Raw genomic sequence first — 25628 nt, 5'->3', positions numbered from 1 at the left:
GTATTTTATCGGGAAAGAGAGATTAGAAGTTGCTGAAATTCTGGGGTTTGATGACGAACCCGATACGCAGCCGGGAGTGGAACTTGTTGTAGTCGAGCAGTCCCTCGCCGTAGCCGTTGTAATATTGCAGGAAGAGATACTGGTTCTCGTTGGGGAAGAGGCGGGCACTCAGCTCGACGACGGTGTTGAAGTTGAAGTTCCAGCCGCTGCGTTTGGTGAGGATGATGGAGGCTCCGAATCGGCGGTTGTCGCTCAGGTAGCTGCCGGCCAGTTGGAAGATGCCGCAATACTTGAGTATGTCGCGGTTGTTGCCGCTGTCGATAATGGGTATCCAGGTTTTGAATTGCAGCTCTACGTTGTGATCGACGGCAAGTGCACCCATAAGCGAAATTTTGTTCCAGCTGCGAGACCAGATACTGTCTTTTCCGTTCGACTCATGCTCGACGAGGAGCGTGACCTGTCCGATGAAGCGGTCGTGGTAGATGACCGGGTGCGTGAGGCCTATGCCCGGATTGAAGTTGAGGTCATACATGGGGAGCGACTCTTGGAATACGTTCCAAAAAGCCTTTTGCGTGTAGGTGATAAAGAGGTAGGTATCGAAGGGCAGCTTGCTCTTGGTGAGTCGCTGGCTGATACTCAACTGAAATTTTACATCCGAATTTTGTCCGGTGGGTCTCCCGCCCAGAGTAGAACCCACGATGAAATAGTTGTCTTTGAAAAGCGAGAAGTAGGGGCGCTTGTCCAGCTCTTCGCGTACGCTGTCGGGATTGTACTTGGGTACATTGTTGCGTATCTGGGCATTGGCGACGACTGCCAGAAGGAGCAAGGGGAGGAGAATGGCAAAACGTTTCATAGACAAGGTATAAGATATTTTGCAAATATATAGAAAGTCGGGAGTATAAAAATAAGCTCGCTTGATTTTTATACCAAAAGGTGTATCCTGTATTCTACCAAAAGGGAAAAGGATTAACCGCTACAAGTGAAAACCGCGTTTTCACATGGTGTTGCGTCGTACCTCCTTTTGGAGGTGCAAATATAGGCTAACTTCTCGGAGATATATAGTCAAAAAGGTCGTTCTTTTTTGTCGTTTTTTCCAGAAAGTTCGGGCTCGGTCGAGGGTTTTGACCGATAAAGTTTGGCTTCTCCCGCAAATCGAGTACATTTGCAAGAAAAGAAAAAGGTTTTACATGAGCAAAATAGGCGCAATATTGTGTGTGGGTGTGCTGCTGTTGAGCGGTTGTGGAGGCAAAAGTCACGAGTTTTCGGTCGAGGGGACCCTCAACAACCTGGGCGGTCGGCCTGTCTATGCGGTTTACAGCACCGAGAGCGGTATCGTGGTCGATACCCTGCGTCCGCAAAACGGATATATCGCCTTTAAAAATTCGTCGGCCGAGCTTATTCCCATTCAGTTTTATTATTTCGACAAGACTCCGTTTACCCAGATTTATGTGCAGAACGGCGACCGCATCGAGCTTTCGGGCGACGGGCAAGACCCCTTCGGCCTGAAGGTGAAGGGCAGTTCGCTGAACAAGGAGCTGTTCAAGTTCAACCAGGAGAACAAGGAGCTGTTGCAAACCTGGCTGGCTGAGCGTAACGCCTCGGCTTCGGGTTCGCGCACCCCTCGGTACGAACAGTTGTGCCGGGAGCTGCAGGGGGTGGTGGCCGACTATGTGGGCAAGCATCGCGACTCGCCCGTGAGCGCCATCCTGTTGAGCAACTATCTGCTGGGCGAGGCCGATCAGGCCCGTTGCGATTCGCTCATTGCCCTGCTCGACCCCGGGGTGCTGGCCGGTGGGGCCGGAGCTCCGTTGATGCGCTATCGGGAGTTTGAGAATACGTTGAAAGCCGATTCGGTATTGCCCTACCTCTCGCTGGTCACGGTGGCCGATACCTCGTGGATAATCGATGCCCAGGAGGCTCGGGCCACGCTGCTCTGTTTCTGGGCAGCCGAGACGGCCGGGACCCGCAGCTACGAAACTTTCCTGGGCGATATGGCCGCCCGCTACGATACCGCCGTGCAGGTGATAGATGTGTCGCTCGACCGCGACAGTGCCGTATGGCGCCGGACGGTATCCCCCGACACCGTGCAGTGGACCCGGTTGTGGGCCAAGGGGGGCTACCTCTATGCCGGGGTGAAGTGGCTCGACATACACCGCCTGCCCTATCTGCTGGTAGCCGATTCGACGGGCCGGGTGGTGGCACGAGGTCTGTCGCCCGACTCGACCCGGGCCTGCATCGACCGGATGATTAAACCCTAATCGGGTGTATATAACCTGCTTAAATCTATTACTATGTTGGTGAAAGTTTTCGGAGCAGCCGTGCAGGGCATCGATGCCCTGGTCGTCACCATCGAGGTGAACTGCTCGCAGGGAATTCGATTTCTCATGGTGGGGCTGCCCGATGCGGCAGTCAAGGAGAGCCACGAACGCATTGTCTCGGCCGTAGAGCACAACGGCTATAAATTTCCACGTCGACAAGTCATTGTGAACATGTCGCCTGCCGACATCCGCAAGGAGGGGGCCTCTTACGACCTGCCTCTGGCCATCGGCATCCTGGCCAGCGACGGCAAGGTGAAGAGCAACCGCCTGGGCGACTACATGCTCATGGGCGAACTCTCGCTCGACGGTTCCATTCTCCCCATCAAGGGAGCTCTGCCTATCGCCATCAAGGCCCGCGAGGAGGGATTCAAGGGGCTGATTATCCCGAAGGCCAATGTGCGTGAGGCGGCCGTGGTGAACAACCTCGAGGTCTACGGGGTGGAGAACCTCACCGAGGTAATCCGCTTTTTCGATGGAGAGATGGAGCTGGAACCGACCGTTATCGACACCCGGGCCGAATTTTTCAAGGAGTGTACCCGTTTCGACCTCGACTTCAGCGACGTGAAGGGGCAGGAGAGCGTGAAGCGTGCCTTCGAGGTCGCTGCTGCGGGCGGGCACAACATCATACTCATAGGTCCGCCGGGGGCAGGCAAGTCGATGATGGCCAAGCGGTTGCCGTCGATACTCCCGCCGCTCACCCTGCAAGAGGCCCTCGAGACCACCAAGATACACTCGGTGGCCGGCCGTATGGAGCGGGGCAGTTCGCTGCTGTCGCAACGTCCCTTCCGGGCTCCGCACCACACCATCTCGTCGGTAGCGCTGGTCGGTGGCGGTGCCTATCCCCAGCCGGGCGAGATCTCGCTGGCTCACAACGGGGTGCTCTTTCTCGACGAGCTGCCCGAGTTTTCGCGTCAGGTACTCGAGGTGATGCGCCAACCGCTCGAAGACCGCAAAATCACCATCGCCCGGGCCAAATACTCGATTGAATATCCGGCCAGTGTGATGCTGGTAGCCTCGATGAACCCCTGCCCTTGCGGCTATTACAACCACCCCGACAAGGAGTGCATCTGCAACCCGGGGGCCATACAGCGTTATTTGGGAAAAATATCGGGTCCGCTGCTCGACCGCATCGACATACAGGTAGAGATTGTGCCCGTACCCTTCGAAAAAATATCGGATACCCGTCCGGCCGAGTCGAGCGAAGCGATACGTCGGCGTGTTGTGGCCGCCCGGGAGGTTCAGGCCGCCCGCTTTGCCGAGTATCCCGGCATCTACTGCAACGCCCAGATGACTCCCCGACTGCTGAACCGCTATGCCGCACCCGATGCCGCCGGGCTCAAACGGCTGAAGGATGCCATGGAGCGATTCCACCTCTCGGCCCGAGCCTACGATCGTATCTTGAAGGTAGCTCGCACCATTGCCGACCTCGACGGATGCGAGACGGTGCAGGTGCAGCACATCAACGAGGCGGTGAACTACCGCAACCTCGACCGCGAGAACTGGGGCGACCGTTGAGTAAAGGGCGTTTTTTTCGCCGGCGAAGCAGATAACCGGGATAGGGATAAAGACAATTTAAGAAAAATATCTATTTTTGCCGCGAAAAGGAGACCTTGATGTCCTTCGCGGGAAGATGATGCAATTGAGAATCCTTAAACTGATAACTGAAAAATATAACCATCATAACATTAGCAATGAAGAAAATAGGCTTGTTGGGCATATTCTTATGCCTGAATTTTATGCTGTACTCCGACACCCTGAAAAAGGTAATCGATGTGGAGTACAAGGACAACACGGTGGTGAGCGTGGTGCTCTCGCCCGATTTGACCATGAAGTTTGTCGACGATGCCCTCGTTTTTGAGAGTGCAGAGACCGACAACAGTTTTGCCTTGGCCGATATTTCGGGTTTTCGCTATACCAAGCGGGCCATTTCGGGAATCCACGAGGTCACGGGCGAGACCTTTGTCGTGACAGCCGAGTCGTTGCAGATAAACGGATTGCCCGCCGGAACGACAGTGCGGGTATACGACCTGAACGGCCGCGTGGTGGCCGACGCACAGGTCGACGGCGAGTTCCGTCTGGCGTTCGACCGGTTGCCCGGTGGGGTCTATGTGGTCAACTATGGCCAGGTGTCGCGCAAGATTATCGTCGCTCCACGAGGGTAATCCTTCCGATAGAGAGTTGTAATAAATAAAAGAATATCATACCAGTAGTTCAAATAGAAAAACATGAAAAAACTATTCCTCCTTCTCCTGTTGCTGCCGCTTTGGGTATACGGCCAACAGGCTCACCCCTGGCTTCACATATACCACAACGATGTCGATTTCAATTCGGTAAAGGCTACGGAGATTACCGAGATGACACATCGCCTCTCCGATAGCGACGATTCGCTCGACAGTCTCATTGTCAACACGAAAGAGAACCGCTTGTCGGTAGCTCTCTCCGATATAGACCGCTGTGCCGTGGGCACGAATGTTCCCACCGTGTACATCACGATACCCGACTATCCCAACTTGAGCGAACTCTATGACAAGGAGCTCTACCTCGATGCTCTGATCAGTATCGACGGCAACGGTGTAGTCGACGATTTGGAACCTACGGCCGTCTCGATCAAGGGGCGGGGCAACAGCACCTGGAACTATGTGAAGAAACCCTATCGGTTGAAATTCGACAAGAAGATTGCCATTTGCGGTCTGGCCAAAGCCAAGAGCTATGCCTTGATTGCCAACTACATCGACTGTACGCTCATGCGGAATGCCATCGCCTTGAAGATAGGCCAGTTGCTCGAGATGCCCTATACCAACCATTGCCAGCCGATACGGGTCTATTTCAACGGCATCTTTAAAGGGGCATACTTCATTACCGAGAAGATAGGCATTACGGGGGCAAGTGTCGATATCGACGAAGAGACTGGCATCTTGTTTGAGATGGATACCAACTTTGACGAGGACTACAAGTTCTGGTCGCGCTACTACAACCTGCCCATGATGGTGAAAGATCCCGACCTGAGCGAAATTGCCGAGTTGAAGGGGGTGACCCCCGAGTCGCTGTTGACCACCTGGGGCGATGATTTTACCGAGTTTGAGCGCAAGGTTTTTATGGGCGAGGATCTCTCAACCAGCCTCGATATGGAGTCGCTTGTCAACTACCTGATAGTCTATAACGTGTGCGGCAATCGCGAGCCCGTGTGGCCCAAGAGCGTCTATCTCTACAAGGCCAGTGCCGACGATCTCTATCACTTCGGTCCCATTTGGGATTTTGACTGGGGCTTTACCTACAACGACGGGGTGGAGAACCAGGTGACCGACAAACTGTTGCTGGAGATGTTCGACTATCCGCAATACGGTGGTCCGTTCCTGATGCAAATCAGCAAGACCCCCGAGTTCAGAGCTCTCTATAAAGAGAAATTCGACCATTTCAAGACCGACCTCTATCCCTTGTTGTTGGAGTATATCGACGAATATGCCGACACGATAGAGCCGTCGGCCATAGAGAATGGCGTGGTATGGCCGGCCGAACCGGGTCGGACCGAGGGGTCGTTTAATTTCAGGGAGAACCTCGACAAGTTGAAAGAGTGGATCCAAAATCGCATCGACTTTATCTCGGGCCACGAAAACTACGGGCTGTATAACTGATAGCGAACGGATAACGGGTATCCCGTTGTGATATGGAGCGGAGGGGAGAGACCACTGTTGGGGTCGACCTTCCGCTTTGTTTTTTTGCCCTGTTCGGTTGGATAAATCGGTGGCGTTGTCTGTATACCATATAAAAAAGAGTAGGAATATGGACACGAAGAGAGAAGAACGATTGTTGTCGTTGGATACCTTGCGGGGATTCGACATGCTGTTTATCATGGGGTTTGCCTCGTGGGTGGTCGCTTTGAACCGATGTTGCCCGACCGAGGTTGGAGAATGGCTTGCGGGGCAAATGTCGCATACGGTCTGGGACGGTTTTACACAGCACGACCTGATTTTCCCCCTCTTCCTCTTTATTGCGGGCATCTCTTTCCCGTTTTCGCTCGCCAAGCAGCGCAGCCGGGGGATGCCCGATCGCCGCATCGGCCTGCGGGTGTTGCGCCGGGGCGTGACCCTTGTGGTGCTGGGGCTGGTCTATAACGGCTTGTTGCAATTCGATTTTACCCAGTTGCGGGTGGCCAGTGTGCTGGGGCGTATCGGGGTGGCCTGGATGGTCGGGGCCTGGATTTACATGCGGTTGTCGAAGCGGTTGCAGTATCTATTCGTCGCATTGATTCTACTCGGCTACTGGTTGTTGCTGGCTTTTGTTCCTGCGCCCGATGCTCCGGGAGCCTCGCCCTTTTCGCCCGAAGGCAATCTGGCGGGATACATAGACCGCTGTCTGTTGCCGGGACGGTTGAACGATGGCAGTTTCGACCCCGAGGGATTGTTGAGTACCCTGCCTGCCATAGTAACGGCCTTGTTGGGTATGTATGCCGGCGAGATGGTCCGTTCTGCCCGCTTGGGAAGCGGAGCCCGTAAGAGCCTGTGGCTGGCGGGGACAGGTGCAGGGCTTGTCGCCGTGGGGTGGGTGTGGAATCAATGGTTCCCTATCAATAAAACCTTGTGGAGCAGTTCGTTTACCTGTTTTGCCGGAGGGCTCTCGTTTCTGTTGTTTGCCCTCTTTTATTATGTAATCGATGTGCGGGGCAGGCGGTCGTGGACCCTCTTCTTCCGGGTGATAGGTCTCAACTCCATCACCATCTATCTGGCCCAGCCGATGATAGGATTCTCGCATCTGAATCGTTTCCTGTTCGGCGGGCTGGCTTGCTGGGCAGGCGAATATGCCGGAGAGCCGGCGGGTGAGTTGCTCCTTCGTACGGGGTATGTGGTCTGTTGCTGGGTCTTCCTCTATTTTCTGTATCGCAAACAGATATTTTTGAAGGTATAGCGGTGCGCCGGGAGCTCCCGGCTGCACCGTTGTCGGGTTTCCGGGAGGGAATAAAACGGCGTTTACATTTTTTTTATTTCGCAAATTCGGCCGAAATCGCTACCTTTGTTTCTCTTAAACAGGATAGAAAACAAGAAGATAAAAGAAATAGATTGTGGCCAAGGAAATAGTTGAAACTCCGCTTATGAAGCAGTACATCGAGATGAAAGCCCTGCATCCCGATGCCATATTGCTGTTCAGGGTGGGAGATTTCTATGAGACCTTTTCGGGCGATGCCATCGTGGCATCTGAGATTCTGGGAATTACGCTTACCCGTCGGGCAAACGGTGCCGCCCAGTATGTCGAGCTGGCGGGCTTTCCGCACCATGCGCTCGACACCTATCTGCCCAAACTGGTACGGGCCGGCAAGCGGGTGGCTATCTGTGAACAGCTGGAAGACCCCAAGCTCACCAAGAAGCTGGTGAAGCGGGGTATCACCGAGCTGGTGACCCCGGGTGTGTCGATCAACGACAATATACTGGACCATAAAGAGAATAACTTCCTGGCCGGCGTTCACTTCGGGAAAAACAACAAGGTGGGCGTGGCTTTCCTCGACATCTCGACCGGCGAGTTTCTGGCTGCCGAGGGCGATTACGACTATGTAGACAAACTGCTGGGCAACTTCGCCCCCAAGGAGGTGCTGTTCGAGCGCACCAAGCGTAAACTCTTCGAAGAGCATTTCGGCAGCCGCTTCTTCACCTTCGAACTCGACGACTGGGTCTATACCGAAGATGCTGCCAAAGACCGCCTGCTGCGCCACTTCGAGACCAAGAACCTCAAGGGATTCGGCGTGCACAACATGCCTTGTGCCATCATTGCGGCCGGGTCGCTGCTTCACTACCTCGACATTACCCAACATACCCATATTTCGCACATCACCTCGCTCTCACGCATCGAGGAGGAGCGCTATGTGCGCCTCGACAAGTTTACGGTGCGCAGCCTCGAACTGCTCGCCCCCATGAACGAGGGGGGCAAGAGTCTGCTCGACGTCATCGACCGCACCGTCACCCCCATGGGTGCCCGCATGCTCAGGCGGTGGATTATCTTCCCCCTGAAGGATGTGAAGCCTATCGAAGACCGGTTGAATGGCGTGGAGTTCTTCTTCCGCCACCCCGAAGCTCGCGAGGTTATCGACCCGCAGCTCGACACCATCGGCGACATGGAGCGGCTCATCTCGAAGGTGGCCGTGGGGCGTATCTCGCCCCGCGAGGTGGTGCAGCTCAAGGTGGCCCTGCAGGCCATCGAGCCCATCAAGGCGGTGTGCGAGCAGAGCGACGAGCCGGTGCTGCAACGCATAGGCGAGCAACTCAACTGCTGCGCGAGCATACGCGACCGCATCGAGCGGGAGATTGTGCCCGATGCGCCCAACGTCTCCAACCGCGGCGGCATCATCCGCAAGGGGGTGAATGCCGAACTCGACGACCTGCGCGAGATTTCTACCTCGGGCAAGGATTACCTGCTGCACGTGCAGCAGCGCGAGAGCGACCGCACGGGTATCCCCAGCCTCAAGGTGGGCTACAACAACGTGTTCGGTTACTACATCGAGGTGCGCAATACCCACAAGGACAAGGTGCCGGCCGACTGGGTGCGCAAGCAGACCCTGGTGAATGCCGAGCGATACATCACCCAGGAGCTGAAGGAGTATGAAGAGAAGATACTCGGGGCCGAGGAGAAGATACTCTCGCTGGAGGCCCAGCTGTTCAACGACCTGATTCTGGCCCTCACCGAGTTCATCCCGGCCATCCAGCTCGACTCGAATCTGATAGCCCGGCTCGACTGCCTGCTGTCGTTTGTGAAGTCGGCCGTCGAGAACCGCTATATCCGCCCCGAAATTAACGACTCGCTCACCATCGACATCAAGGAGGGGCGCCACCCGGTCATCGAGAAGCAGATGCCCCCGGGCGAGAGCTATGTGAGCAACAGCGTGGAGCTCGACAACGACAAGCAGCAGATTATGATGATTACCGGTCCCAACATGGCCGGTAAGTCGGCCCTGTTGCGGCAGACGGCCCTCATTGTGCTGATGGCGCAGATAGGCAGTTTCGTCCCCGCCGAGGCGGCCAGCATAGGCATTGTCGACAAGATATTCACTCGCGTGGGGGCTTCGGACAACATCTCGCTGGGCGAGTCGACCTTCATGGTCGAGATGACCGAGGCGGCCGACATCCTCAACAACCTGTCGGAACGCAGCCTCGTGCTCTTCGACGAGTTGGGGCGCGGCACCAGTACCTACGACGGCATCTCCATCGCCTGGGCCATCGTCGAGCACATACACGAGCATCCCAAGGCGCGGGCCAAGACGCTCTTTGCCACCCACTACCACGAACTCAACGAGATGGAGCGCACCTACAAGCGCATTGTCAACTACAACGTCTCGGTCAAGGAGATTGACAACAAGGTGATATTCCTGCGCAAACTGGTGCGGGGCGGCAGCGAACACAGCTTCGGTATCCACGTGGCCAAGCTGGCCGGCATGCCCCAGAGCATCGTCAAGCGGGCCAACCAGATCTTGAAACAGCTCGAGGATGAGAACCGGCAGACAGGGCTGGCCAAGCCTACGGCCGAGATTGCCTCGTCGCGCGGTGGCGTGCAGCTGAGTTTCTTCCAGCTCGACGACCCCGTGCTCTCGCAGGTGCGCGACGAGATTCTGCGGGCCGACATCAACAACCTCACGCCGGTCGAGGCCCTGAACAAACTGAATGAGATAAAAAAGATAATCACCGGGAAATAACAGTGATTCATGATGAAGAGAAGCGATTTTGAAATTATGGCACCTGTGGGTTCGTACGACTCGCTGGCTGCCGCCATACAGGGAGGGGCCGACTCGATCTACTTCGGTATCGAGGGGCTGAACATGCGCTCCCGTTCGTCCAACAACTTTACCATCGACGACCTGCACGAGATTGTGCGCATCTGCAACGAGCACGGCATCAAGAGCTACCTCACGGTCAATACCGTCATCTACGACGAAGACATCGCCCTGCTGCACCGCATCGTCGATGCGGCCAAGGAGGCGGGCCTCACGGCCATTATCGCCAGCGACGTGGCCGCCATGACCTATGCCCGCGAGGTGGGGGTCGAGGTGCATCTGTCGACCCAGCTGAATATCTCGAACACCGAGGCGCTGCGCTTCTATGCCCGCTTTGCCGACGTGGTGGTGCTGGCCCGCGAGTTGAATCTGGAGCAGGTCACCCGCATTCACGAGGCCATCGAGCGCGACCACATCGTGGGGCCGGGCGGCGAGCCGGTACGTATCGAGATGTTCTGCCACGGGGCCTTGTGCATGGCCGTTTCGGGCAAATGCTACCTGAGCCTGCACGAGATGAATGCCTCGGCCAACCGAGGAGCCTGCATGCAGATTTGCCGCCGCTCCTACGAGGTGAGAGACAAGGAGACCGGCAATGAACTCGAGGTGGACAACGCCTATATCATGTCGCCGAAAGATTTGAAAACCATACACTTCCTCAATAAACTCATCGATGCCGGCGTGCGGGTGTTCAAAATCGAGGGGCGTGCCCGCGGTCCCGAATATGTGCGTACCGTCGTCTCGTGTTACAACGAGGCCATCGATGCCTGTCTGGCCGGCGACTTCACCGACGAGAAGATTGCCGACTGGGACCAGCGGCTGGCCACGGTATTCAACCGCGGTTTCTGGAACGGTTATTACCTGGGGCAGCGGTTGGGCGAGTGGACCCACAACTACGGGTCGGCGGCCACCAAGCGCAAGGTCTACATAGGCAAGGGGGTGAAATACTTCTCCAACCTGGGGGTGGCCGAGTTTCTGCTCGAGAGCGGGTCGCTGAGCGTAGGCGACGAGGTGGTCATCACCGGGCCCACGACCGGAGCCCTCTTCCGCAAGGTCGAGGAGATACGGGTCGACCTGAAACCGGTCGAGACCGCCGTAAAGGGCGACCGCTTCTCGATGCGGGTCGACGAGAAGATACGTCCGTCGGACAAATTGTATAAATGGGTAGATAGTTCGGAACTTAAATCGAAATAGTTATGTTCAGGAAACGAGCGATTGCAGCAATCTTGGGAATGGCCTGTGTGGGACAGCTCGCCGCCACGAAACAGGGCGTGCCGGCCTACAACGATTACAAGGCTTTGATAAACAGGGGTATCTCTCTCTTCGAAGAGAAGAACTACGTGGGTTGCTCCGATGTGATGCAGGAGGCGCGCCAGGGCGACCTGCCGCGCGAGTTGCGCGAGACGGCCGACTGGTATATCGCGCTGGCCGAGGCCCGCAACCATTCGCCGCAGACGGTAAGTCTGCTGACGGCTTTCCTGCGCGAATACCCCGAGTCGTCGCACACTCTGCAGGCGCGGTTGGCTCTGGCCGACTATTACTACGACCGGCAGGAGTATGCCCGGGCCTTGAAGGCCTACCGCTCGATCAACGTGAGTCTGCTCACCGGCGACGAGGAGGACCGCTGGGGTTACCGCACCGCCTGTTCGCTGTTGAAGACCGGCGAGCCCGCGTCGGCCAAACCGCTCTTTCAGATTCTCATCGGGAAAGATAAATTCAAAACCGGCTCTACCTTCTATCTGGCCTATATCCAGATGAACGAGGGCGACGACCGGGCGGCATTGAGCAACTTTGCCAAGGTCTCGGGCGATGCCCGATACGGCTATTCGGCCCGGCTGCACATGCTGCAAATCTACTTCAAGCAGAAGCGTTTTGCCCAGGTGTTGAGCGAGGGTAAGGAGTTGCTCTCGCACACCACGACCGATGCCGATGCCTATACCGAGTTGCTTCGTCTGTTGGGCGAGAGTGCTTACCACGAAGGCAACGACACCTTGGCCGCCGACTACCTCGAGCGCTATCTGCAACGCACTGGCCAGCCGCAACGCTCGGCCCTCTATGCGATGGGTGTGATGGCCTATCGTCAGGGCGACGATGTGCGGGCCATCAACTATCTGGGCCAGGTGACTGTCACCGACGATGCCCTGTCGCAAAATGCCTACCTCTACATCGGGCAGGCTTACCTGCGGGCCGGCGACAAGAACAACGCCCGCATGGCCTTCGAGATGGCCTCGCAGGGCAACTACGACACTCAGGTGCGCGAGACGGCTCTCTATAACTACGCCCTCTGTCTCTACGACCGGTCGGCCTCGCCCTTCGACAATTCGGTGGGGGTGTTCGAGCGTTTCCTCAACGAGTTCCCCGAGTCGCGCTATGCCGACCGCATCAACGACTACCTGGTCGAGGTCTACATGACGACCCGTAACTACCGGTCGGCCCTGGCTTCAATCGAGAAGATACAGCGGCCCGACAGCAAGATACTGGCCGCCAAGCAGCGCATCCTGTTCCAGCTGGGTACCGAGGCGTTTGCCAATACCCGCATCGAGGAGGCCCGGCAGCTTTTCACCCAGGCTATCGGCGTGGGCAACTACGATGCCGACATCCGCGCCAAGGCTTCGTTCTGGCTCGCCGAGTGCCTGTATCGTCAGGAGCAATACGGTGCCGCGGCCCGCAACTACTCGGCATTCCTCTCGGCCTGCAAGGACAAGCGCAGCGAGATGTATGCCCTGGCCTGGTACGACTGGGCCTATTGCCAGTTCAAGCAACATAACTTCGCGCAGGCGCTCGACGGCTTCTCGCGCTACCTCTCGGCACAGACGGGGGCCGACAAGCGCATGGTGGCCGATGCTTATGCCCGCACCGGCGACTGCTACTACTACGCCCGTCGCTATGCCGATGCCGAGCAATATTACGCACAGGCGCAGCAGACCTATCCGGCCGGCGGCGACTACGCCCTCTTCCAGAAGGCATTCATGGCCGGGTTGCAGAAAAATCAGGAGCGTAAAATCGAACTGCTCGACCAGCTCATCGCCCAGTATCCCCGCTCGGGTTATCTGGCCAATGCCTGGTTCGAAAAGGGACAAGCCTATACGATACTCAACCGCAACAACGAGGCCATAGCCAGCTACCGCCAGCTGATGGACAACTATCCCCAGAGCGCGATAGCCCGTAAGGGCGGCCTGCAGCTGGGCATGGTCTACTTCAACAACGGCCAGACCGACGAGTCGGTAGCCGCCTACCAGCAGGTAATCGAGCGCTATCCTACCAGCGAAGAGGCCCGTGTGGCCGTGGCCGACCTCAAGTCGGTCTATGTCGAGAAAGATGCCGTCGATGCCTATGCCACCTACCTCAACCGCGTGGGGCTGGCCGAACAGGCACCCGTGGGCGAACTCGACTCGCTCTCCTACATGGCTGCCGAGCGCACCTACATGACGGGCAAGGGGGCGGCCTCGCTCGAGAAATATCTGCGCAACTACCCGGGTGGGGCCTTTGTGGTGCCGGCCCACTTCTATGTGGCACAGGCTGCCTTTGCCGCCAAGGAGTATGACAAGGCCCTCGCCTCGTTCGACTATGTGGTGACCCACAGTCCCGACGGCGAGTTTGGCGAGGAGTCGTTGGCCCGTAAGTGCGAAATCCTCTATCTGAATGGCCGTTACGACGAGGCTCTCGAAGGTTTCAAGGCCCTTGAGAAGAAGGCCACGACGGCCGAGAACAAGCAGGCGGCCTGGCTGGGCATGCTGCGCATAGCCCGCAACAAGCAGCAGTACGACCTGGTACTCGCTGCCGCCGAAGGTCTGCTGGGCGAGAGCAAGCTGTCGCCCGACCTGCGGCAGGAGGTACTCTTTGCCCGGGCCGATGCCTGTGCCCACAGCGGGCAGGGCGAGAAGGCTGCCGCCGACTGGCAGGAACTGGCCCAGGATACGCGGTCGGAGTATGGTGCACAGAGTGCCTACCTGCTGGCCCAATATCAGTTCGACAACAAAGCCCTCAACAATGCCGAGAAGACCCTGAACGCCTTTATCGACAAGGGCACCCCGCACAGCTACTGGCTGGCCCGGGGCTTCCTGCTCATGGCCGACATCTACGAGAAGCGGGGCGAGACCTTCCAGGCCCGGCAGTATCTGCAGAGCCTGCGCAACAACTATCCGGCGAGCGACGACGATATAAGTGCCCGTATCGACGAGCGGCTGGCCCGATTGGGAAAAACGGAGTAGAACGATTCAATACATGTAACTTATGAAACGGTTTTCTTTTTTGACGATACTGATCATTCCCTTCGCCCTGTCGGCACAGCAGGCCGACTCGCTGCGTCGGGAAGTAACCATAGAGAAAGACTTTACGCCCATCGTGCGCGATGCCTCGAAAATCAACACCCTCCCCGAGGTCGAGGCGCCTACGGTCACCCGGCAGTCGATACAGTACAGCGACTGGACGGTTCCGGCTCCGCTCGAGGCCCGCGCCGTGTTGTTGCCGGCCGGCGGTTTCGGCGACCCGGCCCGCGAAAACCTGAAGCGCGGCTATTTCGATTTCGGTCTGGGCAATTACTGGAACATGGTGGGCAATGCCGGCTACCGCATCCTGCAAAGCGAGAAAGACCAGTTGGGCGTGTGGCTGCAACACCGCTCGACCTGCGGCTCGGTAGACTACAACCAGACTCTGCCGGGCTATGAAACCTCGCGTACGATGAGGCAGCTCGAAGAGCGGGTGGTGGCCGACTATCGCCATTCGTTCGAGAAGCTCGACCTGGGTATACGGGGCGGCTATCGGTACGACTCGTTCAACTACTACGGCCTGCGTTTCCCCGGTGTGCAGGGCATCGCCTCGCCCGGGCAGGAGATAAACCGCTTCTTCCTCAAGAGCCGCATCGCCTCCAGCAACCCCGATGCCCAACTGCGCTACTCGGCATCGCTGGCCTACTACCGGTATGGCTACCAGCGGGGCTATCTGCAAGGCGACAAGGGGGCTGCCGAAAATGTGGTAGCTGCCGATTTCGCCCTCGTGGCCCCCATCGACCCCAGCAGCGACATAGCACTCGACGGCGCGTTCGACTATGTGGGCTACAACCGGTTGCCGTCGGCATCGGGCTATGGCATGCTGTCGCTCAATCCGCGGTATAGCTGGCACAACGACCGGGTGTCGCTCTCGGCCGGTGTGAAGGCCGACATCTCGTTCAACAACGGCACCATCTTCCGCTTTGCCCCCGATGTGCGTTTCGACTGGACCATCGTGCCCGACCTGCAGTTCTACACCCTACTCACCGGAGGCAAGCAACTGAATACCTGGCATCGGGTATCGGCCCGTACGCTCTACTTCAATCCCTCGGCCGTGGTCGACAACAGCTATACTCCGCTCGATGCCCGGCTGGGGCTGCGGGTCAACGCCCTGCGCGGCTTCTCGATAGGTATTTCGGGCGGCTACGAAATCGGTAAGAATGTTCTTTTCCTCGAGCCCGAACAGACCGTGAACGGCCAGTTTACCGGCGTGTCGCGCTTCTGGGGTATCGATGCCTATGCCTGGAAAGCCGGTCTCGACCTCTCGTATCGCTACGGTACCCTGTGGGAGGCTTCGGCCCGGGTCGACTATTGCCGCTGGACCACCACGGGCGGCGGTCAGGTGGTATCGTATGATCGGCCGCAATGGCAAGGCGGGGTGAATGTGCGTTACAATCCGCTCGCTGAACTCTCGCTCGAGGCGGGTTACGACTTTGCCGCCGTGCGCAAATACGGCGTGCTGGGCGCCATCCCCGACATGCACCTCGTGCGTGTGAAAGCCTCGTATGCCTTCACCTCCTGGTTCTCGCTTTATGGTCTCACCGACAATCTGTTGAACCGTAAATACGACATCGCCTACGGTATGCCGGCTCAGGGAATCAGTTTCATGTTCGGAGTCGATTTCAAATTCTGATTCCCGGTCTCTGCGGTACCTTTGTCTCCGATACTCGGGCTATACATTATTTAATAAAAAAGTAGAAAAAAAGGCTGTTTTACAATTCGATTTCCTATTTTTGCGCAAAATTTGAACGAAAGTTGCGTGTATGGCGAAGAATTTGGTAATAGTAGAGTCTCCGGCAAAGGCTAAAACAATAGAGAAGTTTCTGGGAAAGGACTACGAGGTCCTCTCGAGCTATGGTCACATTCGGGATCTGAAGAAAAAAGATTTCAGCATAGATATTAACGACCATTATAAACCTATTTACGAGATACCTGCCGACAAGAAGCAGGTGGTCGACACCCTCAAGGCCGAGGCCGCCAAGGCCGATATGGTGTGGCTGGCTTCCGATGAGGACCGCGAGGGAGAGGCTATTGCCTGGCACCTGTTCGAGGTGCTGAAGCTGAAGCCCGAGAAGACCAAGCGTATCGTGTTTCACGAGATTACCAAAGATGCCATTCTGCATGCCATAGCCAATCCGCGCGATATAGACATGCACCGGGTCGATGCCCAGCAGGCACGCCGGGTGCTCGACCGCATCGTGGGCTTCGAGCTCTCGCCGGTGCTGTGGAAAAAGGTGAAACCGGCACTTTCGGCCGGTCGGGTGCAGTCGGTAGCCGTGCGGCTGATTGTGGAGCGCGAGCGCGAAATCGCCGCCTTCAAGCCCGAGGCTGCCTATCGGGTAGTGGGCGAGTTTGTCCTGCCCGGCGGTGAGGTGCTGAAGGCCGAGTTGAACCAGCGGCTCAAGACCGAAGCCGAGGCGATGGCTCTGCTCGAGGCCTGCAAGACAGCCGCTTTCTCGATTGGCGATGTGACGGTGAAACCCGCCCGCAAGTCGCCCGCGGCCCCCTTTACCACCTCGACCCTGCAACAGGAGGCGGCCCGCAAACTGGGATTCTCGGTGGCCCAAACCATGATGGTGGCCCAGCGGTTGTACGAGGCCGGACACATTACCTACATGCGTACCGACTCGGTCAACCTCTCGTCGCTCGCCCTCAATACGACCAAAGACGAAATCATCAAAACGCTGGGTGAGAAATATCTCCACACCCGCAACTACCATACCCACACCAAGGGGGCACAGGAGGCTCACGAGGCTATCCGCCCCACCTACATCAGTCACCGCGAAATCAACTCGTCGTCGCAGGAGAAGCGGTTGTACGAATTGATTTGGAAACGTACCATCGCCTCGCAGATGAGCGACGCCGAGCTGGAGAAGACCACGGCGACCATCACCATATCGGGGCGCAAGGAGTATTTCGTAGCCGTAGGCGAGGTGCTGAAATTCGACGGTTTCCTGAAGGTGTACATGGAGTCGACCGACGACGAAGGCGATGCCGAGAGCAACGACAAGATGCTGCCCCCCCTGACCCGAGGCGAGGCGCTGACCCTCTCGACCGCTACCGCCACCGAGCGATTCTCGCAGGCTCCCGCCCGCTACACCGAGGCCAGTCTGGTACGCAAGCTCGAGGAGCTGGGTATCGGCCGTCCGTCGACCTATGCGCCCACCATCTCGACCATCCAGCAACGCGAGTATGTCGAGAAGGGCGACCGCAAAGGGACCGAGCGCAAGTACCACCTGCTTACGCTGAGCAAGGGCAATATCCGTGCGGTCGAGAAGAGCGAGATTACCGGCGCCGATAAGGGCAAGTTGTTGCCTACCGACATCGGTGTGGTGGTGACCGACTTCCTCACCGAATACTTCCCCGAGATTCTCAACTATAATTTCACGGCCAACGTCGAGCAACAGTTCGACGACATTGCCGAGGGCAAGACCGTGTGGAGCGACGAGATAGACCACTTCTACAAACTGTTCCACCCCGTGGTCGAGAGTGCCATGGCGCTGCGTCTGGAGCACAAGGTGGGCGAGCGTGTGCTGGGTACCGACCCGAAGAGCGGCCGCCCCGTGTCGGTGAAGATAGGCCGCTTCGGGCCGCTGGTACAGATAGGCACCCCCGATGACGAGGAGAAGCCCCTGTTCGCCTCGCTGCTCAAGGGTCAGTCGATGAGCACCATCACCCTCGACGAAGCCTTGAAACTCTTCGAGCTGCCCCGTACGCTGGGCGACTACGAGGGCAAGACGGTGGTGGTAGGTATCGGTCGCTTCGGTCCCTATATCCGGCACGACGGCAAGTATGTGTCGTTGCCCAAGGAGTACACCCCGCAGGGCGTGACGCTCGACGAGGCCATTGCCCTGATCGAGCACAAGCGCGAGGAGGAGAAGCAGCGCTTCATCAAGAAGTTCGACGAAGACCCCGAGCTCGAGTTGTTGAACGGACGCTTCGGCCCCTACATCGCCTACAAGAAAAAGAATTACAAACTGCCCAAGGGCACCGAGCCCGCCTCGCTCTCTTTTGCCGACTGCATGAAGATTATCGAGGAGGCCGACAAGGCACCGGCCAAGAAGAAACCGGTCCGCAAGAAATCGACGAAATAAGAGGCGGTTTATCCTATTGCAGCGAACGCTTTGTCCCCAACCGGGGAGCAAAGCGTTTGTCTTTTTTTGAGCACTCTTTTTGAGAATACGAGGTACCCTGTGGCAGGCCCGGCCGACGGGGTGTCGCACAATTTGCCGCAGAGATGAGGTAAATTTCGAAAGGTGTGCTTATTTTTGGAAAAGATAAAACAGAGCGTGTATGGCAAAGGAGCTTTTCAATCGATATGTGTGGCTTATCGACCTGCTGCAACGCTACGGCCGCCTCACCCGTCGAGAGATCGACGAGTTGTGGATGCGAAGCGAATACTCCGAGGGGAAGCCGATGGCGCGGCGTACCTTTATGAATTACCGGCAGGCGATACAGGAGATGTTCGACGTGAATATCGAGTGCGACCCCTCGACCTACGAATACTACATCGAAGACCCCGAGGCCCTCGAGGGTAACGGGGCCCGGGTGTGGGCGCTCAATACCCTCTCGGTCAACACCCTGCTCAACGAGAGCCAGGAGCTGCGCGACCGCATCGTGCTGGAGAATATCCCTTCGGGACAGAAGTTCCTGCGCCAGGTCTTCGAGGCGATGAAGGAGAGCCGCATGGTGTGGCTCTCGTACCATTCGTTCCGCCGGATTACGGGGTCGCGCACGCTGGTGGCCCCCTACTTTGTGAAGCTCTTCAGGCAGCGGTGGTATGTGGTGGGCCTCCCGGCAGGAGAGCGCAGAATCAAGACCTATGCGTTGGACCGCGTGACCTCACTCGAGTTGAGCGACCGCACCTTTGTCTATCCCGAGGGGTTCGAGCCGGCCGACTATTTCAAGGATTGTTTCGGCATTACTTACGGCGAGCAGCTGGCCGAGGAGGTGGTGTTGCGGGTCTCGGCCCTCCAGGCCAACTACCTGCGCACGCTGCCGTTGCACGAGAGCCAGGTCGAGAGCGAGCGCGGCGACAGCCATTCGGTTTTCCGCTACCGGTTGAAGATTACCCCCGACCTGGTGCAGGAGCTCTATGCCCTGAGTTTCTGGCAAGCCGAGGTGTTGGCTCCGCAGTCGTTGCGCGAGGCGGTGGCAGCGCGGTTGGCCGAGAGTCTGGCCGGTTATCGGGGTCCGTTGTCACAGCGTTGAGCCACGTGGCTCAATCGCCGGTATAGACCGCCTTCATCGAGCCCAGCGCCAGTTTGCCCTCCACCTTCAGGGGGATGCGCCGCGAGTCGGTGCTGATCCAGGCCGAGATGTTGTCGCTCGTCTTTTTGCCCGAAGTATCGTAGAATCGGAACCGCACCTTGAAGGTGCTGTACTCCTTTTTGTTCTGTTTGAGAATCTCCTGTCCCAGATACTCGATGTCGAGGTATTCGAGGCTTTTTCCCGAGAAGATTTTGGTCTTGTAGAGCTGGTTCATGGTCATGGCCCTGAAGTCGAAGGCCCGAATCACATAGAAGATGCTGAGCATGTCGTAGACGATGCCCGGCTCGGTGAGGGTGTAATCCTCGATGGCATTCCGCTTGGGTCGGTAGAGCCGTATCTTCCCCGTGGTAGCCGATTCGGTATGGGAGTAGTGCACCTCGTCTTTGCGGTAGGTACCGCCCTCGTCGGCGAGCTTGGCATAGTAGATGGGCAGCAGGTTGCTGTTGCGGCGCATGTCGGCTACGAGGGTGTCGCGCACCCGGAAGATGTTGTCGGCAAAAGGCAGCGTGCGCGCCGTCATCACCGAGTGGTAGCTGTTGGGGCGGACGGTCAGCTGCAAGGTAGCCGTGGCGGCCCGTTTCCAGAGAAACCCCAGTTGGTAGATGATGTCGTAAGTGAGGTTCTCGGGTTGCACTCCCGGTAAGGTTTGTGCCTGGGAACTCGTGACCGACAGCAGGCTGCCGGCGAGGAGAGCGAGTGTCAGCACGGCGAGGCGTGCCTTTGCAACGATAGACGTATGACTCTGGGTACACATGGCCTTGTAAGAGTTAAGCAGGTCAGTAACTTCGTTTCTTCTCCTTGGGTTTGTTTTTCTTGATTTTGTCGGGCTTCTGTCGGTCGACGGGGGTGGCGTATATGTCCCACTCCTGTTCGATGTCCCAGTTGGCCTTCAGTTCCAGCTCCTGGGGGTAGTACGACACCTCTTCGGGCTGTCGCTTCTCGGCATAGTTGCCGGTATCGTATTTGCCGTTCCCGTTGCTGTCGATGTAGAGTCGGGCATAGTAGGTGCCCGGGTTCATGTACATGAATTCGGCCCCTCCGTTGACGACAGGAGCCGACCTCACCGGTTTGTCGCCCGAGTCGAGAATCTCGACGATGGCCGAGTCGGTAACTCCGGTGATGGCAAGGTAGAGGTTGGCATAGTCTTCGAGAGCCTTCACCTTGAATTCTTGCGTGTAGTCGTCGGTGAAAAGCCCGTAGATATTGGTGAAGGCGGTCGAGTCCATCACCACGCGGTAAGCCTCGCCAGGCGTCCACTTGTAGGAGAGGGTATAGTCGCGTATGGCTATCGAGTCCTGCTGGAAGGTGACAAGCGAGTCGGCTACGGGAATCCACAGCGTATCGCGTTTCTGCTCGAGGTGAATCTTGCCCCGGTCGTAACTCTGCAGCGGTTCGGCAAAGGAGAATCGCAGCGGGCGGTACAGGTCGAGCGAGCCGCTCGTCTTGGAGCTCATCTGCAGAAATTCGATTTTGGGAGCCTCGATCGAGTCGCCCTCCTCTTTCTTCTTCTCTTTTTTCTTGGTGTTCTTGTATCGCCTCATGGTGAACTTGAGCGTATCGTTGTAGAGCGACAGTTCCCGGAGCGAGTCGGTGCGCAGGTACTCGGCGGCAAAGAGCAGGGTATCCATGTTGTAGATGGTCGAGTCCTTAATCCAGTATTGCAGGCTGTCGTTGTGGGGCGACCGCTCGAGAATGGCCCAGTCGTCGCTCTCGAAGTTGAGCGGCGTCAGGCGGGGCAGCGAGTCGGCCGGAGCCTTGAAGTAGATGTTGAGCCGGCGGCGGTCGGTGCGCTCGGTCTTGTCGAGGTATTGCGACTGAAACCCCTCGTTGAACGAGGTGAGCAGAATGTCGTTGGGGTAGAAGTGGGTGTGGTTGTACTCGATGATGGTGTCGATGGTGACACTGTCCTTCCACAGGGTATCGACATGCAGCTTGACATCGGCCGTAGGCACGACGATGGAGTCGAAGAAGGCAATCTCTTCCGACGGGTTGTCGAACTTGTAGTCGCGGTTGAGGTCCTTGAGGGCGAAGAGCCGATATTTGCCCGGGGCCACGTTGCGTATGGTGAAGTGCCCCAGTTCGTCGGAACTGGCGATTCGCTCCAGCGGCAGCTTCTGGAAGGCCGAGTCGTCGAGGTTGCTGTGCAATCCTACCAGCATGCCGGTCACCGGCTCCAGGTCGCTGGCATTGAGCAGGATGCCCGACACCTGCAGCGAGTCGATGGTGGGGCCTGTCGAGAAGGAGTAGGCAAAGCTGTAGAGCGGGTTCTTCTCGTTGTTGTCGACAATCGAGTTTGAGAAGTCGATGGTATAGGTGGTGTTGGGCAGCAACGAGTCTTTGAGCTCTACGGTCACCTTGCGCCCCAAGGCCCGGATTTCGGGCATGTCCTTTTGCGGGGGCGATACGATCACCTTTTCGCCCGGGCTTTCGACCTGGATGATTTCGTCGAATTCGATTTCGACCCGCTGTTTCGACACGTTCAATGCGCCGGGAGCCGGGGTGCTCTTGACGAATACCGGCGGGGTCTCGTCGCGGGGCCCTCCTCCGGGGCGCGACATGTTGGCACAGGAGTATATCGACAGCACCAGCACCAGAGCGGCGGCAAACCGATAGGCGGTCGTGGGGGAAATAGGTCGTTTCGAGTTCATTGTCAACGGTTTTGAATATCAAAGATAGTACAAAAAAATGATAGGGCCCAATTCCGGCCGGTACAGACCGGTAGCGGGTACTCTCGATTCGGGTACAAAGATAGCATCCCCACCGCTATGCCGCAAGAAGATAGAACCCTTTCCCGAGGGGCGGAGGAGTGTTGGTGCACCCTTATGCAAAGATATAACAAAAAGCGCGACCACATTCTTCTTTTCGATTATTCGGCAAAAAGAGCGTTAATAATAAATAAATCGAATAATTTTGGGCATCTGTGAAAAAATAATATATCTTTGCACCTTGATAAAAATACGAAAATCAATTAAAACAAAAAATAAAGTACTAATCACATGCAAAACAAAGGATTTATTAGAGTCATTGCGGTTTTGCTTACACTTATCTGCTTGTTCTACATTTCGTTTTCGGTTGTAACCACTGTTTACAACAACAAAGCGAAAGAGTATGCCGCCGGCGATGAGGCGAAGTATAAACATTATATCGACTCTATCTCTACGGAAAAGGTGTATTGGTGGTATTATACGTATCAGCAATGCCGTGAAATGGAAATAGGTTTGGGCCTCGACTTGAAAGGCGGTATGAATGTAATGCTGCAAATTTCGGTGGCCGATGTGCTCAAATCGTTGTCGAATAACAACCCCGACCCCAATTTCAATGCGGCTATTGCTGCCGCACAGGCTGCACAAGCCGGGAACAACGATTTTATCGCTTCGTTCTACGACGAATACAGAAAAATCGATCCCAATGTGCGCCTCTCGGCTATCTTCAGCACCTTCCAGTTGAAAGACAAGATTACGCCGAAGTCGACCAACGAAGAGGTAATAGCCGTTTTGCGCAACGAATTGAACAGTGCGGTAGACAACTCGTATAATGTATTGCGCACGCGTATCGACGGCTTCGGTGTGGTTGCTCCCAATATCCAAAAGTTGGAGAAAGACGGTCTTATCTCGATAGAATTGCCGGGTATCAAAGAGCCCGAACGTGTAAGAAAACTGTTGCAAGGTAGCGCAAACCTCGAGTTTTGGGAAACTTATAAGCTCGACCAGCTCATTGCCAAACTCGATGCTGTAAACAACGCTCTGGCTGCTGCCAATGCCGGCCAGACTACCGACTCGGTAGCTGCCGAGGCTCCCGTTACCGAACCTGCACCGGCTGCAACCGACACGACGGCTACTGCCGCTGCCGCTACGGGCGACAGCACCGCTCGGTCGCTGAAAGCCAAACTGCAGAAAGAGGAGTCGGATGCCGAAATGATGGCTCGTTTCCGCAAACAGAATCCGTTGCTTTCGCTGATGAACTATACACAAGCCTACGGCGGTTCGCCGGTAATCGGTATTGTGAACAAAAACGATACGGCTGCCGTAAACAGCATGTTGTCGAGCAAGATTGCCCGCGACATCCTGCCCAGCGACCTTATCCTGCGCTGGACGGTGAAACCCATCGACGAGAAACAAACCATGTATGAACTCGTTGCCCTTAAAGCCGGTAAAGGAGGAAAAGCTCCTCTGGGCGGCGACGTGATTACCGATGCTCGCGACGATTTCGACAAGATTAAAGGCTCGGTAGTGAGCATGACCATGAATGCCGAGGGTGCCAAGACGTGGGAGAAACTGACCCGCGACAACATCGGCAACGCCATCGCTATCGTGCTCGACAATCAAGTATATTCGTTCCCCAATGTATCTGGTGCCATCACGGGTGGTAGCTCGGAGATTACGGGCGGATTCTCGCCCGAAGAGGCCAAAGACTTGGCCAATGTGCTCAAATCGGGTAAGATGGCAGCTTCTGTAACGATTGTACAAGAAGACATCATCGGTCCTTCGCTGGGCCAGGAGGCTATTCAAAACGGATTGATTTCGTTCTTGGTCGCTTTGGTGCTGCTGATGGCCTATTTGATTATCATGTACGGCTGGACGCCGGGCCTTATTGCCAGCTTCGGTGTGATATGCAACCTTTTCTTCACTGTGGGTATTCTTGCCTCGCTGCAAGCCGTGCTCACCCTTTCGGGTATTGCCGGTATCGTGTTGTCTTTGGCTATGGCGGTCGATGCCAACGTGCTGATTTTCGAGCGTACCAAAGAAGAATTGCGTGCGGGTAAGAATATGAAATCGGCGGTTGCCGATGGTTACAAGAATGCATTCTCGGCAATCTTCGACTCGAACTTGACCTCTATCATCACGGGTGTGATTCTGCTGATTTATGGAACGGGTCCCATCTTGGGCTTTGCCACAACCTTGATTATCGGTATCGCTACTTCGTTCTTTACGGCTATCTTTATCACCCGTCTCATTTTCGAGGCTGGTCTGAACCGCGGGAAATTCAATAATATGACTTTCACTACGGCTATTTCGCGTAATTTCCTCACCGATACCCACATCAATTTCGTAGGGTTGCGCAAGATAGGTTATATCTGCATTCTGGCCGTAATAGCCGTGTTTGTCGTTTCGTTCTTCACTCGTGGAATGAATCAAGGTATCGATTTCTCGGGAGGCCGTAACTATGTGGTTCGATTTGAACAACCGGTAAGCCCGCTCGAAATCGAAAATATGCTTGAGCCTTCGTTCGAAGGACATTCGTTGTCGGTAATCACCATCACGAGCAGCAATCAAGTGCGTATCTCGACCAATTACCGTATTGCCGATAACGGCGAGGAGGTTGACCGTGAAATCGAAACAAAACTCTACGAGGGAATGAAGAGCCTGCTGGGCGATACTACCTATGAAGAGTTTTCCAAGAATATGATTCAGAGCCGCCAGAAGGTAGGCCCGACTATTGCCGACGATATTAAGGTGGGAGCCTATTGGGCAGTCTTTTTCTCGTTGATTGCGATGGCTCTGTATATCTTGCTCCGATTCCGCAACATCGCGTTCAGTGCGGGTACGCTGGTTTCGGTAGCCTTTACCACTTTCTCGGTAGTGGGCTTGTACTCGCTGCTTTATGGAGTTTTGCCCTTCTCGATGGAGATCGATCAGAACTTTGTCGCTGCGGTATTGACGGTTATCGGTTACTCGGTGAACGATACGGTGGTAATCTTCGACCGTATTCGCGAGGAAAAAACGCTCTATCCCAAGCGCGATTTGGTAACGTCGATTAATAGCGCCTTGAACAGTACGTTGCCTCGTACAATCAATACGGGACAAAGTACGATTATCGTGTTGCTGTGTATCCTCTTGTTGGGTGCTGAGTCGGTTCGTAGCTTTGCATTTGCCATGCTGTTCGGTGTAATCATCGGTACGTTCTCGACCTTGTTCGTGGCTACGCCCATCGCTTACGAAATCCAACGCCGCAGCATTGCCAAGAAGGCCGCCAAAGAGGCTGCCGCTGCCAAATAAAGCAGGCGCTTAAGCATAAGAAAAAAGG

Annotated in this window: 15 protein-coding genes; 12 read left to right on the top strand and 3 right to left on the bottom strand. The window is 56.3% G+C overall.

The window, feature by feature from the left end; translation table 11 throughout:
- Positions 1–22: 22 nt before the first annotated feature.
- A complete protein-coding gene (locus Q1K76_RS06605) occupies positions 23–853 on the bottom strand; it encodes a phospholipase A (protein ID WP_087407962.1) in 831 nt (276 codons plus the stop codon).
- 334 nt (positions 854–1187) lie between these two features.
- Here Q1K76_RS06605 and Q1K76_RS06600 point away from each other — a divergent pair, with 334 nt between their 5' ends.
- The 11 genes from Q1K76_RS06600 (at position 1188) to Q1K76_RS06550 (ending at position 19544) form a co-directional block, all read left to right on the top strand.
- A complete protein-coding gene (locus Q1K76_RS06600) occupies positions 1188–2258 on the top strand; it encodes a DUF4369 domain-containing protein (protein ID WP_300132000.1) in 1071 nt (356 codons plus the stop codon).
- Between the two features lie 33 nt (positions 2259–2291).
- Positions 2292–3833, top strand: coding sequence for a YifB family Mg chelatase-like AAA ATPase (locus tag Q1K76_RS06595; protein ID WP_300131997.1), 1542 nt, complete (start codon positions 2292–2294; stop codon positions 3831–3833).
- 176 nt (positions 3834–4009) lie between these two features.
- Positions 4010–4480, top strand: a complete 471-nt coding sequence (locus Q1K76_RS06590; protein ID WP_300131994.1) for a T9SS type A sorting domain-containing protein — start codon at positions 4010–4012, stop codon at positions 4478–4480.
- Between the two features lie 63 nt (positions 4481–4543).
- The gene (locus tag Q1K76_RS06585) at positions 4544–5950 is read left to right on the top strand and encodes a CotH kinase family protein (protein ID WP_300131991.1); all 1407 of its coding nucleotides are present in this window, start codon (positions 4544–4546) and stop codon (positions 5948–5950) included.
- A 148-nt stretch (positions 5951–6098) separates the two neighbouring features.
- On the top strand, positions 6099–7220 hold the full coding sequence (locus Q1K76_RS06580) for a DUF5009 domain-containing protein (RefSeq protein WP_300131988.1): 1122 nt from the start codon (positions 6099–6101) through the stop codon (positions 7218–7220).
- Between the two features lie 154 nt (positions 7221–7374).
- On the top strand, positions 7375–9990 hold the full coding sequence (gene mutS, locus Q1K76_RS06575) for a DNA mismatch repair protein MutS (protein WP_300131986.1): 2616 nt from the start codon (positions 7375–7377) through the stop codon (positions 9988–9990).
- A 12-nt stretch (positions 9991–10002) separates the two neighbouring features.
- Positions 10003–11259: a peptidase U32 family protein gene (locus tag Q1K76_RS06570; RefSeq protein ID WP_258326926.1), complete on the top strand. Its 1257-nt coding sequence runs from the start codon at positions 10003–10005 to the stop codon at positions 11257–11259.
- 2 nt (positions 11260–11261) lie between these two features.
- Complete coding sequence (locus Q1K76_RS06565) at positions 11262–14276, top strand: tetratricopeptide repeat protein (protein WP_300131983.1); 3015 nt, start codon at positions 11262–11264, stop codon at positions 14274–14276.
- Positions 14277–14298: 22 nt separating this feature from the next.
- Positions 14299–15966, top strand: coding sequence for a porin (locus tag Q1K76_RS06560; protein WP_300131981.1), 1668 nt, complete (start codon positions 14299–14301; stop codon positions 15964–15966).
- A 130-nt stretch (positions 15967–16096) separates the two neighbouring features.
- On the top strand, positions 16097–18427 hold the full coding sequence (gene topA, locus Q1K76_RS06555; RefSeq protein ID WP_087407972.1) for a type I DNA topoisomerase: 2331 nt from the start codon (positions 16097–16099) through the stop codon (positions 18425–18427).
- Positions 18428–18626: 199 nt separating this feature from the next.
- Positions 18627–19544 (top strand): WYL domain-containing protein, encoded by a 918-nt coding sequence (locus tag Q1K76_RS06550; RefSeq protein WP_300131978.1) that lies wholly within the window; start codon positions 18627–18629, stop codon positions 19542–19544.
- Positions 19545–19554: 10 nt separating this feature from the next.
- Here the strand turns inward: Q1K76_RS06550 and Q1K76_RS06545 are convergent, their stop codons facing one another.
- Both Q1K76_RS06545 and Q1K76_RS06540 read right to left on the bottom strand, forming a co-directional pair.
- Positions 19555–20358 carry a DUF3108 domain-containing protein gene (locus Q1K76_RS06545; RefSeq protein ID WP_087407974.1) on the bottom strand — a complete coding sequence of 268 codons (804 nt, stop codon included), beginning with the start codon at positions 20356–20358 and terminating at the stop codon, positions 19555–19557.
- 22 nt (positions 20359–20380) lie between these two features.
- Entirely contained in the window at positions 20381–22252 is a 1872-nt protein-coding gene (locus Q1K76_RS06540) for an Ig-like domain-containing domain (protein WP_300131975.1), read from the bottom strand.
- A gap of 348 nt (positions 22253–22600) precedes the next feature.
- Here Q1K76_RS06540 and secDF point away from each other — a divergent pair, with 348 nt between their 5' ends.
- Positions 22601–25600: a protein translocase subunit SecDF gene (gene secDF, locus Q1K76_RS06535; protein WP_300131972.1), complete on the top strand. Its 3000-nt coding sequence runs from the start codon at positions 22601–22603 to the stop codon at positions 25598–25600.
- Positions 25601–25628: the final 28 nt, after the last annotated feature.

The sequence above is a fragment of the uncultured Barnesiella sp. genome (assembly GCF_946496565.1).
Classification (GTDB): domain Bacteria; phylum Bacteroidota; class Bacteroidia; order Bacteroidales; family Barnesiellaceae; genus Barnesiella; species Barnesiella merdigallinarum.
Note: the sequence above shows the minus strand (reverse complement) of the source record. Positions and strands in the feature narration are given on the sequence as shown.

What these genes read in the sequence shown, in the direction of transcription:
- Q1K76_RS06605 (WP_087407962.1), bottom strand. Translation starts at nt 853, where the DNA reads ATGAAACGTTTTGCCATTCTCCTCCCCTTGCTCCTTCTGGCAGTCGTC.
- Q1K76_RS06600 (WP_300132000.1), top strand. Translation starts at nt 1,188, where the DNA reads ATGAGCAAAATAGGCGCAATATTGTGTGTGGGTGTGCTGCTGTTGAGC.
- Q1K76_RS06595 (WP_300131997.1), top strand. Translation starts at nt 2,292, where the DNA reads ATGTTGGTGAAAGTTTTCGGAGCAGCCGTGCAGGGCATCGATGCCCTG.
- Q1K76_RS06590 (WP_300131994.1), top strand. Translation starts at nt 4,010, where the DNA reads ATGAAGAAAATAGGCTTGTTGGGCATATTCTTATGCCTGAATTTTATG.
- Q1K76_RS06585 (WP_300131991.1), top strand. Translation starts at nt 4,544, where the DNA reads ATGAAAAAACTATTCCTCCTTCTCCTGTTGCTGCCGCTTTGGGTATAC.
- Q1K76_RS06580 (WP_300131988.1), top strand. Translation starts at nt 6,099, where the DNA reads ATGGACACGAAGAGAGAAGAACGATTGTTGTCGTTGGATACCTTGCGG.
- Q1K76_RS06570 (WP_258326926.1), top strand. Translation starts at nt 10,003, where the DNA reads ATGAAGAGAAGCGATTTTGAAATTATGGCACCTGTGGGTTCGTACGAC.
- Q1K76_RS06565 (WP_300131983.1), top strand. Translation starts at nt 11,262, where the DNA reads ATGTTCAGGAAACGAGCGATTGCAGCAATCTTGGGAATGGCCTGTGTG.
- Q1K76_RS06560 (WP_300131981.1), top strand. Translation starts at nt 14,299, where the DNA reads ATGAAACGGTTTTCTTTTTTGACGATACTGATCATTCCCTTCGCCCTG.
- topA (WP_087407972.1), top strand. Translation starts at nt 16,097, where the DNA reads ATGGCGAAGAATTTGGTAATAGTAGAGTCTCCGGCAAAGGCTAAAACA.
- Q1K76_RS06550 (WP_300131978.1), top strand. Translation starts at nt 18,627, where the DNA reads ATGGCAAAGGAGCTTTTCAATCGATATGTGTGGCTTATCGACCTGCTG.
- Q1K76_RS06545 (WP_087407974.1), bottom strand. Translation starts at nt 20,358, where the DNA reads ATGTGTACCCAGAGTCATACGTCTATCGTTGCAAAGGCACGCCTCGCC.
- Q1K76_RS06540 (WP_300131975.1), bottom strand. Translation starts at nt 22,252, where the DNA reads ATGAACTCGAAACGACCTATTTCCCCCACGACCGCCTATCGGTTTGCC.
- secDF (WP_300131972.1), top strand. Translation starts at nt 22,601, where the DNA reads ATGCAAAACAAAGGATTTATTAGAGTCATTGCGGTTTTGCTTACACTT.